10 protein-coding genes and 1 tRNA gene are annotated in these 13,558 nt (G+C 37.0%); all 11 read left to right on the plus strand.

Annotation, left to right across the window (positions count from 1 at the left end):
* The first annotated feature begins 60 nt into the window (after window positions 1-60).
* The 11 genes from tuf (at window position 61) to I5168_RS06000 (ending at window position 13,026) form a co-directional block, all read left to right on the plus strand.
* Window positions 61-1,248: an elongation factor Tu gene (tuf, locus tag I5168_RS05950; RefSeq protein WP_431472689.1), complete on the plus strand. Its 1,188-nt coding sequence runs from the start codon at window positions 61-63 to the stop codon at window positions 1,246-1,248.
* Between the two features lie 82 nt (window positions 1,249-1,330).
* Window positions 1,331-1,403, plus strand: a tRNA-Trp gene (locus I5168_RS05955).
* Window positions 1,404-1,439: 36 nt separating this feature from the next.
* Complete coding sequence (gene secE, locus I5168_RS05960) at window positions 1,440-1,637, plus strand: preprotein translocase subunit SecE (protein ID WP_042279746.1); 198 nt, start codon at window positions 1,440-1,442, stop codon at window positions 1,635-1,637.
* Between the two features lie 12 nt (window positions 1,638-1,649).
* Window positions 1,650-2,204, plus strand: a complete 555-nt coding sequence (nusG, locus tag I5168_RS05965) for a transcription termination/antitermination protein NusG (protein ID WP_431472690.1) — start codon at window positions 1,650-1,652, stop codon at window positions 2,202-2,204.
* Window positions 2,205-2,271: 67 nt separating this feature from the next.
* Window positions 2,272-2,712, plus strand: coding sequence for a 50S ribosomal protein L11 (rplK, locus tag I5168_RS05970; protein WP_042279749.1), 441 nt, complete (start codon window positions 2,272-2,274; stop codon window positions 2,710-2,712).
* 11 nt (window positions 2,713-2,723) lie between these two features.
* On the plus strand, window positions 2,724-3,422 hold the full coding sequence (gene rplA / locus I5168_RS05975) for a 50S ribosomal protein L1 (RefSeq protein WP_042279751.1): 699 nt from the start codon (window positions 2,724-2,726) through the stop codon (window positions 3,420-3,422).
* Between the two features lie 12 nt (window positions 3,423-3,434).
* Window positions 3,435-3,950, plus strand: coding sequence for a 50S ribosomal protein L10 (gene rplJ, locus I5168_RS05980; RefSeq protein ID WP_042279754.1), 516 nt, complete (start codon window positions 3,435-3,437; stop codon window positions 3,948-3,950).
* Window positions 3,951-3,998: 48 nt separating this feature from the next.
* On the plus strand, window positions 3,999-4,376 hold the full coding sequence (rplL, locus tag I5168_RS05985) for a 50S ribosomal protein L7/L12 (RefSeq protein ID WP_042279757.1): 378 nt from the start codon (window positions 3,999-4,001) through the stop codon (window positions 4,374-4,376).
* 125 nt (window positions 4,377-4,501) lie between these two features.
* Window positions 4,502-8,311 carry a DNA-directed RNA polymerase subunit beta gene (gene rpoB / locus I5168_RS05990; RefSeq protein ID WP_167342532.1) on the plus strand — a complete coding sequence of 1,270 codons (3,810 nt, stop codon included), beginning with the start codon at window positions 4,502-4,504 and terminating at the stop codon, window positions 8,309-8,311.
* 90 nt (window positions 8,312-8,401) lie between these two features.
* Window positions 8,402-12,709, plus strand: a complete 4,308-nt coding sequence (gene rpoC, locus I5168_RS05995; RefSeq protein ID WP_042279759.1) for a DNA-directed RNA polymerase subunit beta' — start codon at window positions 8,402-8,404, stop codon at window positions 12,707-12,709.
* A gap of 5 nt (window positions 12,710-12,714) precedes the next feature.
* Window positions 12,715-13,026 (plus strand): DUF3467 domain-containing protein, encoded by a 312-nt coding sequence (locus I5168_RS06000; RefSeq protein ID WP_042279760.1) that lies wholly within the window; start codon window positions 12,715-12,717, stop codon window positions 13,024-13,026.
* The last annotated feature ends 532 nt before the right edge of the window (window positions 13,027-13,558 follow it).

Consider the following 13,558-nt stretch of genomic DNA (forward strand, 5'->3'; position numbering starts at 1 on the left):
CCATTTTGTAAATTAAATGGTTTTTAAATTGAAACACTAATATAAACTAAGACTATAATTATGGCTAAAGAAACGTACGATCGTTCCAAACCGCACCTTAATGTAGGTACAATTGGTCACGTAGACCACGGTAAGACTACTCTTACTGCTGCTATCACAAAGGTGCTTGCTGATGCTGGTTATTCTGAAGCAAGAAGCTTTGACCAGATCGATAATGCTCCTGAAGAAAAAGAGCGTGGTATTACAATTAACTCTTCGCACGTAGAGTACCAAACTGAAAACCGCCACTATGCACACGTTGACTGTCCAGGTCACGCCGACTATGTAAAGAACATGGTAACTGGTGCTGCGCAAATGGATGGTGCTATTTTAGTGGTTGCTGCGACTGATGGTCCTATGCCACAGACTCGTGAGCACATCCTATTAGGTCGTCAGGTAGGTATTCCTCGTATTGTTGTTTTCCTTAATAAGGTTGACATGGTTGATGATGAGGAATTATTAGAGCTTGTTGAGATGGAAGTACGTGAGTTACTAAGTTTCTATGAGTATGATGGTGATAATGGACCAGTAGTTATGGGGTCTGCTTTGGGTGCACTTAATGGTGAGCAAAAGTGGGTTGATACTGTTCTTGAATTAATGAACCAAGTGGATGCATGGATTGAAGAGCCAGTACGTGATATGGATAAGCCATTCTTGATGCCTATCGAGGATGTATTCTCTATTACTGGTCGTGGTACTGTTGCTACTGGTCGTATCGAGACTGGTGTTGCAAATACTGGAGATCCTGTAGAGATTATCGGTATGGGAGCTGAGAAATTGACTTCTACTATTACTGGTATTGAAATGTTCCGTCAGATCCTTGATAGAGGTGAGGCTGGAGATAATGCAGGTATCTTATTACGTGGTATTGATAAAAATCAAATCTCTCGTGGTATGGTAATTACTGCTCCTGGTTCAGTAACTCCACACAAACACTTTAAGGCTGAGGTTTATATCCTTAAGAAAGAAGAAGGTGGACGTCACACTCCATTCCATAATAACTACCGTCCACAGTTCTACGTTCGTACAACTGATGTAACTGGTAATATCAAATTACCAAGCGGTGTTGAAATGGTTATGCCTGGAGATAACTTAACTATTGAGGTTGAACTTATTCAGCCAATTGCACTTAACGTAGGTTTACGTTTTGCTATCCGTGAAGGTGGTAGAACAGTTGGTGCTGGTCAGGTAACTGAGATCCTTGATTAATTTCAAGTATTAATATTATAAGTATCCTTTCTTGAATAAAGAAAGGATACTTTTCACTTGTTAAAGGGCGACCTTTAACTATGCAGGTTTAGCTCAGTTGGTAGAGCACTGGTCTCCAAAACCAGGTGTCGGGAGTTCGAGCCTCTCAACCTGCGCACAAAAGCTGAAAGGCTTATTAAAATAGCATACTTATGGGATTAGTATCTTATGTAAAAAATTCGTTTAATGAGTTATCAGAAAATGTTTCTTGGCCTACTTGGGCTGAGGCACAAAAATCTATGGTAACTGTAGCTGTGTTTTCAGTGGTTTTTGCTTTAGTTGTGGCAGGTATTGATTATGTCTTTAATGGTGTAATCGATAGATATTTTGAATGGGTCATTAACGGATAATCATACATAGAGATGAGTGAAGAAAAGGATGTAATGAAATGGTATGTGGTAAGATCGGTGAGTGGTCAAGAAAATAAAATTAAAGACTACATAGAATCCGAGATAGCTCATCATGGGTTGTCAGATTATTTAAAGCAGATTCTGGTTCCTACTGAAAAGGTTGTTCAAATTAGGAACGGTAAAAAAATTAATAAAGAACGTGTCTTTTTTCCTGGGTATATAATGATACAAGCTAGGTTAGAAGGTGAAGTTCCACATGTTATTAAATCTGTTAATGGTGTGATTGGGTTTCTTGGAGAGGTTAAAGGTGGAGATCCTGTACCATTAAGAAAGTCAGAAGTTAATAGAATGCTTGGTAAAGTTGATGAACTTGCAGAGCAAACCGATAATGTGTCTATTCCTTACAAAGTTGGGGAAACTGTCAAAGTTGTTGATGGTCCTTTTAATGGATTTAATGGGAATATAGAAAAAGTTAATGAAGAGAAGCGTAAGCTAGAAGTAATGGTTAAGATTTTCGGGAGAAAAACACCATTGGAATTAAGCTATATGCAAGTCGAAAAAATATAAATGTTACCTATTCAGATAACTAGTTAGGCTTCCACTTACGGTTATCAAAATTTGAAACAATTTAAAAATGGCAAAAGAAGTATCTAAGATTGTAAAGTTGCAGGTTAGAGGTGGTGCTGCAAATCCATCTCCTCCTGTAGGACCTGCTCTTGGTGCGGCTGGAGTGAACATTATGGAGTTCTGTAAGCAGTTTAACGCTAGAACTCAGGATAAGGCAGGTAAAGTGTTGCCTGTTGCTATAACTGTTTATAGTGACAAGTCCTTTGATTTTGTAATTAAAACTCCACCAGCAGCAGTACAAATTTTAGAAGCAGCAAAGTTAAAAGGTGGTAGTGGTGAACCTAATCGTAAAAAGGTAGGTACTATTACTTGGGATCAAGTTAGAGCAATAGCTGAAGACAAGATGCCAGACTTAAATGCTTTTACAATCGAAAGCGCAATGAGAATGGTCGCAGGAACTGCGAGATCAATGGGTGTTAATGTTAAAGGTGGTGAGGCACCTGCTTAAATTTAGTTATTATGGCAAAATTGACGAAAAATCAAAAGGCAGCAAACGCTAAATTCGATAAGGCACAGTCTTACTCACTAGCAGACGCTTCAAAAATCGTTAAAGACACTAGTTCGGCAAAATTTGATGAGTCAGTTGACTTAGCTGTTCGTCTTAACGTAGATCCTAGAAAAGCGAATCAAATGGTTCGTGGTGTCGTAACCTTACCACATGGTACTGGTAAAGATGTGAAAGTACTTGCTCTTGTTACTCCAGATAAGGAAGAAGAGGCAAAAGGTGCTGGAGCAGACTTTGTTGGTCTTGATGAGTATCTTGATAAAATCAAGGGTGGTTGGACTGATGTTGACGTAATTATCACTATGCCTAGTGTTATGGGTAAGTTAGGACCTTTAGGTCGTGTATTAGGACCACGCGGTCTTATGCCTAACCCTAAAACTGGTACAGTTACTATGGATGTGGCTAAGGCTGTGTCTGACGTTAAATCCGGTAAAATCGATTTCAAGGTTGAAAAGAACGGGATTGTTCACGCTGCAATAGGAAAAGTATCTTTTGATGCTGAAAAAATTGCAGGTAACGCAAGAGAGTTAATTAATACATTAGTTAAGTTAAAACCGACAGCAGCTAAAGGAGTTTATATCAAAAGTATCCACTTGTCTAGTACAATGGGTCCTGGTGTAAATGTAGATGCTAAACGTTTTGCAGACGATTAAAAGATCTAGATCATGACAAGAGAACAAAAAGCAACTGTTATACAGGACTTGACTGCAACGTTAGGAGAAAACTCTACTATTTACCTTGCAGATATATCTGGACTTAATGCTTCTGATACATCTAATTTAAGAAGAGCATGTTTTAAAGCTAACGTAAGTATTGCGGTAGTTAAAAATACACTACTTGCAAAAGCAATGGAAGCTTCTGATAAGGATTTTGGTGAATTGCCAGAACTTCTTAAAGGTAACACTTCTATAATGTTGTCTGAAGTAGCTAATGCTCCAGCTAAAGTTATTAAGAACTTTCGTAAGAAATCGGATAAGCCTTTATTAAAAGGTGCTTATATCGAGGAAGCAATTTACGTAGGTGATGATAAGTTAGATTCATTAAGTGAAATCAAGTCTAAAGAAGAAATGATTGGAGAAATCATTGGTCTTCTACAAAGCCCTGCTAAGAATGTTGTCTCTGCTCTTCAATCGGGTGGTGGTAAACTTGCAGGAATCCTTAAAACACTATCAGAAAGATAGTAAACAATTAGTACGCAATTATTTTATATAAATTTTAAAACGATAGAAATGGCAGATTTAAAAGAATTCGCAGAACAGTTAGTTAACTTAACTGTTAAAGAAGTAAATGAATTAGCAGACATACTTAAAGACGAGTATGGTATTGAGCCTGCTGCTGCAGCTGTAGCTGTTGCAGGTGGTGCTGCTGCAGGTGGTGGAGACGCTGCTGAAGAGCAAACTGAATTTGACGTAATCCTTAAAGCAGCTGGTGCCTCTAAATTAGCTGTAGTGAAGTTAGTTAAAGAATTAACTGGTGCAGGTCTTAAGGATGCGAAAGGTCTTGTTGACAACGCTCCATCTCCAATTAAAGAAGGTGTAGCTAAAGATGAGGCAGAAGCTCTTAAAGCTCAGCTAGAAGAAGCTGGTGCTGAGGTTGAGTTAAAGTAATTTAACATTACCTATATATAAAGGTTTAGACCTGTTGAGCAAGGCTCACAGGTCTAGACCATTTTGCGTATAATGATGAGACGTCATCAACAACGCTATTTTTAACCATTTAATACCGTGCATTGATGCTAGCAACAAACACAGAGAGAATTAACTTTTCAACGGTAAAGAACAAAGCAGAATATCCTGATCTGCTCGATATCCAAATCAAATCGTTTCAGGATTTCTTTCAGTTAGAAACTAAATCTGACAAGAGAGAAAATGAAGGTCTTTATAATACCTTCATGGAAAATTTTCCAATCACAGATACTCGCAATCAATTTGTTCTCGAGTTTCTAGATTACTTTGTGGATCCACCACGTTACTCTATCCAAGAGTGTATTGAACGTGGGCTTACTTACAGTGTTCCACTTAAATCAAGATTAAAATTATATTGTACCGATCCAGAACACGAGGATTTTGAAACTATTGTTCAAGATGTTTATTTAGGTACAATCCCATACATGACTCCATCTGGTACTTTCGTTATCAACGGAGCTGAGCGTGTTGTTGTTTCCCAGTTACACCGTTCTCCTGGTGTGTTCTTTGGACAGTCATTTCACGCAAATGGTACTAAATTATATTCAGCACGTGTAATTCCATTTAAAGGATCATGGATTGAATTTGCGACAGATATTAACAGTGTAATGTATGCTTATATCGATCGTAAAAAGAAATTACCTGTAACAACTCTTTTCCGCGCAATTGGTTATGAAAGAGATAAAGATATTCTCGGAATCTTTGATCTTGCAGAAGAGGTAAAAGCTAGTAAAACAGGATTAAAAAAATACCTAGGTCGCAAATTAGCAGCTCGTGTTCTTAGAACATGGCATGAAGATTTTGTAGACGAGGATACAGGAGAAGTTGTATCGATCGAGCGTAATGAAATCGTATTAGATCGTGATACTGTCCTAGAAAAAGAGCATATCGATGAAATAATCGATTCTCAGGCAAAGACTATTCTTTTACATAAGGAAGATATGATGTCTGCAGATTATGCTATCATTCACAATACTTTACAAAAAGACCCTACCAATTCAGAAAAAGAAGCGGTAGAGCATATTTATAGACAATTACGTAACGCTGAGCCGCCAGATGAGGAAACTGCTCGTGGTATCATCGATAAGTTATTCTTCTCTGATCAGAGATATAACTTAGGTGATGTAGGGCGTTATCGTATGAATAAAAAATTAGGTCTTGATATTGACATGAGTAAGCAGGTTCTTACAAAGGAAGATATCATTACTATAATTAAATACTTAATTGAATTAATTAATTCAAAAGCAGAAATCGATGATATCGATCACTTATCAAACCGTCGTGTACGTACAGTAGGTGAGCAATTATCATCTCAGTTTGGTGTTGGTCTTGCTCGTATGGCAAGAACAATTCGTGAGCGCATGAATGTAAGGGATAATGAGGTTTTTACACCTATTGATCTTATTAATGCAAAGACGCTTTCATCTGTAATTAATTCGTTCTTTGGAACTAATCAGCTATCTCAGTTTATGGATCAAACGAATCCATTAGCAGAGATTACGCATAAAAGACGTCTGTCAGCATTAGGTCCAGGTGGTTTATCTCGTGAACGTGCAGGATTTGAGGTTCGTGATGTACACTACACACACTACGGTAGATTATGTCCTATTGAAACTCCTGAAGGACCGAATATTGGTCTTATCTCATCTTTAGCTGTTTTTGCTAAGGTGAACAACATGGGATTCATTGAGACACCATATAGAAAAGTTGAGAACGGTGTTATTAATACATCAGAAGAGCCTATTTATTTAAGTGCCGAAGAAGAAGAAGGAATGCACATTGCTCAGGCAAACTTGCCACTTGAAAATGGTAAGATTGAATCTGACAAAGTAATTGCCCGTTTAGAAGGTGATTTTCCAGTGGTTGAGCCAAATCAGGTACAATATGCCGATGTTGCGCCTAACCAAATCGCTTCGATATCAGCTTCATTAATTCCATTCTTGGAACATGATGATGCAAACCGTGCATTGATGGGATCAAACATGATGCGCCAGGCAGTTCCATTATTACGAGTTGATTCTCCTATTGTTGGAACAGGACTTGAAAGACAAGTTGCGTCTGATTCACGAGTTTTAATCAATGCCGAAGGTGATGGAGAAGTTGTATATGTTGATGCTCAAAAAATTGTAATTCGTTACGATAGAACCGAGCGTGAAAGAATGATTTCTTTTGACCCAGAAGATACATCTTACAACCTTATAAAGTTCCGTAAGACAAACCAAGGTACTTCTATAACTTTAAAACCAATTGTCCAAAAAGGAGATAGAGTTGAAAAAGGTCAAGTACTTTGTCAAGGATACGCAACTGAAAAAGGTGAGTTAGCTCTAGGTCGTAATATGAAGGTTGCCTTCATGCCTTGGAAAGGATACAATTTTGAGGATGCGATTGTAATCTCAGAAAAAGTTGTAAGAGAAGATTTGTTTACTTCTATTCACGTTGATGAGTATTCTCTTGAAGTTAGAGATACTAAATTAGGTAATGAAGAATTAACAGCCGATATTCCTAACGTAAGTGAAGAAGCAACTTCAAACTTAGATGAAAATGGAATGATAAGAATTGGAGCCGAGGTAAAACCAGGTGATATTCTTATCGGTAAGATTACTCCAAAAGGAGAATCTGATCCTACTCCAGAAGAAAAATTACTACGTGCTATTTTTGGTGATAAAGCAGGTGATGTTAAAGATGCATCTCTTAAAGCTTCACCTTCATTGCGCGGTGTTGTTATAGATAAGAAATTATTCTCTAGAGCAGTAAAGGATAAAAGAAAAAGAGCACAGGATAAAGAGGATATTGCACGATTAGAGCAAAGTTATCAGGCAAAATTTGACGGTTTACGTGATCGTTTGGTTGAAAAACTTTTTGAAATCGTTAGTGGTAAAACATCACAAGGTGTATACAATGATTTAGGTGAGGAAGTACTTCCGAAAGGTAAAAAGTATACACTTAAGATGTTGAACTCTGTAGATGATTACACTCACTTAATTTCTGGTACTTGGACAACAAGTGACGAGATTAATGAAACCGTTGCAGACTTACTACATAACTATAAGATTAAAGAGAACGATCTTCAAGGTGCATTGCGCCGTGAGAAGTTTACAATTTCTGTAGGAGATGAATTACCAGCAGGAATTATCAAACTTGCTAAAGTTTACATAGCTAAAAAGCGTAAACTTAAAGTAGGTGATAAAATGGCAGGTCGTCACGGTAACAAAGGTATCGTAGCGCGTATAGTACGTGAAGAAGATATGCCGTTCCTAGAAGACGGAACACCAGTAGATATCGTTCTTAATCCATTAGGTGTACCATCACGTATGAATATCGGTCAGATTTATGAAACTGTATTAGGTTGGGCTGGACAAAAATTAGGTAAGAAATTTGCTACACCTATTTTTGATGGTGCTACATTGGATCAAATAAATGAATTGACTGATAACGCTGGAATACCACGATTCGGTCACACCTATTTATTTGATGGAGGAACAGGTGAGCGATTTGACCAACCTGCAACAGTAGGTGTTATTTACATGCTTAAATTAGGTCACATGGTAGATGATAAGATGCACGCGCGTTCTATCGGACCATACTCACTTATTACTCAACAACCATTAGGTGGTAAAGCACAATTTGGAGGTCAGCGTTTTGGTGAGATGGAGGTTTGGGCACTTGAGGCTTATGGAGCTTCTAGTACACTGCGTGAGATTCTTACTGTAAAATCAGATGATGTAATAGGAAGAGCTAAGACTTATGAGGCGATCGTTAAAGGTGAGCCTATGCCAGAACCAGGTCTTCCAGAATCATTTAATGTATTGATGCACGAGCTTAAAGGACTAGGTTTAGACCTTAGACTCGAGGATTAATTTATCTTTGAGAGTAGGTGGTAGTTTCGCTTTCGCGAAAGCGTAATTACCATCAACCTCTCTTACACTAATTAAAATAGTACCATAATTATGGCTAGAAATAAAGAAACCCAAACTCAGAAGAAATTTTCAAAAATTTCAATCGGTCTTGCATCTCCAGAATCTATTCTTGCAGAATCTAAAGGAGAAGTACTAAAGCCAGAAACGATTAACTATCGTACTCACAAGCCTGAGCGCGATGGACTTTTCTGTGAGCGTATTTTTGGTCCTGTAAAGGATTATGAATGTGCCTGTGGAAAATACAAACGTATACGTTATAAAGGTATCGTTTGTGATCGATGTGGAGTAGAGGTAACAGAGAAAAAAGTACGTCGTGATCGTATAGGTCACATTAACCTAGTTGTGCCTGTTGCACACATATGGTATTTCCGTAGTTTACCAAACAAAATTGGATACCTATTAGGATTACCATCAAAGAAACTGGATATGATTATTTACTACGAACGTTACGTAGTAATACAGCCAGGTATTGCAAAAAATGCCGAAGGTGAGCCAGTTCAAAAAATGGAATTTCTTACTGAAGAAGAATATTTAGATATTTTAGATAGTCTTCCTCAAGAAAATTTATATCTAGAAGATTCTGACCCTAATAAATTTATCGCAAAAATGGGTGCAGAGTGTTTAATTGAATTATTAAACAGAATCGATCTAGATGCGTTGTCTTATGACTTACGTCACAAAGCAAATAATGAGACTTCTAAACAAAGAAAAACTGAAGCTCTCAAGAGACTTCAGGTAGTTGAGGCTTTTAAGGAGTCTAACTTGCACAGAGAAAACAAGCCAGAATGGATGATCATGAAAGTGATTCCTGTGATTCCACCAGAATTACGTCCGCTTGTACCTCTTGATGGTGGTCGTTTTGCAACATCAGACTTAAATGATCTTTATCGTCGTGTAATCATACGTAACAACCGTTTGAAGCGATTGATGGAAATCAAAGCTCCAGAGGTGATATTACGTAATGAAAAGCGTATGCTACAGGAGTCTGTGGATTCTCTTTTAGATAATACTAGAAAATCTAGTGCTGTTAAGACAGATTCTAACAGACCATTAAAATCTTTATCAGATTCCCTTAAAGGTAAGCAAGGACGTTTCCGTCAAAACTTACTTGGAAAACGTGTTGACTATTCTGCTCGTTCTGTAATTGTTGTAGGACCAGAATTGAAACTTTATGAATGTGGTCTTCCTAAAGATATGGCTGCAGAACTTTACAAGCCTTTCATTATTCGTAAGTTGATTGAAAGAGGTATTGTAAAAACAGTAAAATCTGCTAAGAAAATAATTGATAAAAAAGAGCCTGTTGTTTGGGATATACTTGAGAATGTTCTTAAAGGGCATCCAGTATTATTAAACCGTGCTCCTACACTTCACCGTCTAGGTATTCAAGCATTTCAGCCTAAGTTAATAGAAGGTAAAGCAATTCAATTACACCCGTTAGTATGTACTGCATTTAACGCCGATTTTGATGGTGATCAAATGGCGGTACACTTACCACTAGGACCAGAGGCGATTTTAGAGGCTCAACTTTTAATGTTAGCTTCTCATAACATCTTGAATCCTGCAAATGGTAGTCCTATTGCCGTTCCTTCTCAGGACATGGTATTAGGTTTATATTACATGACTAAGTTACGTAGGTCAGAACCTAATCACATTGTTAAAGGTGAAGGTTTAACGTTCTATGGTCCAGAAGAATTGGTAATCGCATTTAATGAAAAACGTGTTGATATTAACGCACCAGTAAAATGTAGAATACCACTTTTACAAGAAGATGGGTCATACAAATCAGAGTTGATAGAAACTACTGCAGGACGTGTGTTATTTAACGAGAAAGTACCTAATGAGGCTGGTTACATAAATGAAGTTTTGACTAAAAAAGCTTTACGTGATATTATCGGTGATATTCTTAAGGTGACAGATGTTCCTAGAACAGCTGCCTTCCTTGATGAGATTAAAGATTTAGGTTATGGATTTGCATTCCGCGGTGGATTGTCATTCTCACTAGGAGATATCATGATTCCAGAAGAAAAGCAAGCCATGATAGACGAGGCTAATGCCAAAGTTGACGCGATACGTGGTAACTATGGAATGGGTCTTATTACTCAGAATGAACGTTACAATCAGGTGATTGATGTTTGGACTGCTACTAATGCTCAGCTTACTGAACTAGGTATGAAGAATATTAGAGAAGACCAGCAAGGATTTAACTCGGTGTATATGATGTTGGATTCTGGTGCTCGTGGATCAAAAGAGCAGATTAGACAGCTTACTGGTATGCGTGGTCTTATGGCAAAACCTAAAAAGTCGAACTCAGGTGGTGGAGAAATTATTGAAAATCCAATTCTTTCAAACTTTAAAGAAGGATTATCAATTCTTGAGTACTTCATTTCTACTCACGGAGCGCGTAAAGGTCTTGCAGATACGGCACTTAAAACTGCCGATGCTGGTTATTTAACACGTCGTTTACATGATGTTGCACAAGATGTTATTGTTAATACAGAAGACTGTGGAACATTAAGAGGTATTGAAGTTACTGCTCTTAAAAAGAATGAAGAAGTAATGGAGAAACTAGGAGCTCGTATCCTAGGACGTGTTGCTTTACATGATGTCGTTGATCCAGCTACACAAAATGTTATGGTGGCAGCAGGTGAATTGATTACTGAAAAAATTGCTGATGCAATTGATGAAACAGTAATCGAGTCTGTGGAAGTGCGTTCGCCATTAACATGTGAAGCTAAAAAAGGAGTTTGTACAAAATGTTATGGTCGTAACCTAGCTACTAACCGTCTTGTTATGAGAGGTGAGGCTGTTGGAGTTATCGCTGCACAATCAATTGGTGAACCAGGAACACAGCTTACCTTACGTACATTCCACGTAGGTGGTGTTGCAGGTAATGTTAGTGAGGAGAATTCTGTAATCGCTAAAAATGAAGGAGTTCTTGAAATTGAAGATCTTAAAACGGTTAAGGGTGAAGATAGCGAAGGGAATGCAGTAGATATTGTAATCTCTAGAACATCTGAGGCTAAGTTGATGCACAAGGACACTGGTTTATTACTTAATACCAATAACATTCCTTATGGTGCAGAGTTATTCAAAAAACCTGGAGCAAAAATTAAGAAAGGCGAAGTAATTGCTAAATGGGATCCTTTTAATGGAGTAATTATTTCAGAGTTCTCTGGAGAAATCAAATTTGAAAATATCATTCAAGGGACAACTTTCCAAGTTGAAACTGATGAACAAACTGGTTACGAAGAAAAGGTTATTTCTGAATCTAGAGATAAGAAGTTAATTCCTACACTGCACATCGTTGATGGTAAAGGAGAAACTCAAATTTCTTATAACTTACCAGTAGGTGCACACTTAATGATTAATGATGGTGAGAAGATTAAAGAAGGAAAAATTCTTGTTAAGATCCCTCGTAAGAGTGCCAAAGCAGGTGATATTACCGGAGGTCTTCCTCGTGTGACTGAACTTTTTGAAGCTCGTAATCCTTCAAATCCAGCTGTTGTAAGTGAGATTGATGGTGTTGTTTCTTTTGGTAAAATTAAGCGTGGTAACCGTGAAATTATCGTTACTTCCAAAACAGATGAAGTAAAGAAATATTTAGTAAAATTATCTAATCAGATTCTAGTCCAAGAAAATGATTATGTAAGAGCTGGTATGCCTTTATCAGATGGTTCTATAACCCCTAAAGATATTCTAGCAATTAAAGGGCCAAGTGCTGTACAGCAGTATTTAGTTAACGAGGTGCAAGAGGTTTATCGATTACAAGGTGTAAAAATCAATGATAAACACTTTGAGGTTGTTGTAAGACAAATGATGAGAAAAGTTCGTATCGTAGATCCAGGTGATGGTATTTTCCTAGAGAATCAATTGGTTCATAAAGAAGACTTCATTCAAGAGAACGATCGACTTTATGGAATGAAAGTGGTTGAAGATGCTGGTGACTCAGAGAATCTTAAAGAAGGTCAAATCGTTTCTCCACGTGATTTACGAGATGAAAACTCTATTTTAAGAAGAGAGGATAAGAATCTAGTAGTAGCAAGAGAGGTAATGCCTGCAACGGCAGAGCCTATATTACAAGGTATTACTCGTGCATCTCTTCAAACTAAATCATTTATTAGTGCCGCGTCGTTCCAGGAAACTACTAAAGTACTTAACGAGGCAGCTGTAAATGGTAAGGTTGATACTCTTGAAGGTCTTAAGGAAAATGTTATTGTAGGTCATAGAATTCCAGCAGGAACAGGTATGAGAAATTATGATGACATTATTGTAGGCTCAAAAGAGGAGTTCGAGAAGCTTATGCTTAATAAACCAGAACAAGAGGTAAATTATAATTAATAGGAATGGCAAATAATCCTAATCAAGAGAATAAGATCAACATAGAAATTGACGAAAAGATTGCTGAAGGTCAGTATAGTAATTTAGCTATCATAAATCATTCACATTCTGAATTTGTTGTTGATTTTGTTAATATCATGCCTGGTAATCCAAAGTCTAAGGTGAAGTCAAGAATAGTTCTTACTCCACAACATGCTAAACGTTTAGCTCAAGCACTTATGGATAATATTAGAAAATTTGAAAATGCGCATGGTGAAATTAAGGATTACGAGCAGCCTCCTATTCCCTTAAATTTTGGTCCGACTGGACAAGCTTAATATATTCCGCTTTCGCGAAAGCGTAGTTATTATTAAAGCCTAACTTTTATAGTTAGGCTTTATTTTTTTTATATACACAATAGTTTTTGATTATGACTTATCGAAAATACACTTATTCTAAAAGCGTTTAAAGAGATTTCATGCTAAAGATACTCGACATTATTAGCAGTAATTTTTCTTTCAGGAGATGTTCTTAAAATGAGATTTAAAAAATTTTAGTTTTTTAAAAACCACCGAGTATTTTTCTTCGTAAATACTAGATCCTAAAGACGTCAAATTTAGTATTTGTTTAATCTTCTGTGTTTCAGAGTTTTTTTAATGGAACTTTTTTCATGAGTGTTTTTAACGACTTTAATTGGAATTTTGTCGAAAGAGCACTATAAATACTGGGTTTTTCTTCGCTGGGATGTTGTTACAAGTATTTTTGCAATTTGGAATAGAACAAGCTATTCTGTTTTTTTTGATAATTATTTCATTTACAATGAGTTTTAATTTTCCCTCTAACCTAAAATTCAATGGTAACATTATCTAT

The sequence above is a fragment of the Nonlabens sp. SCSIO 43208 genome (assembly GCF_050703575.1).
Classification (GTDB): domain Bacteria; phylum Bacteroidota; class Bacteroidia; order Flavobacteriales; family Flavobacteriaceae; genus Nonlabens; species Nonlabens tegetincola.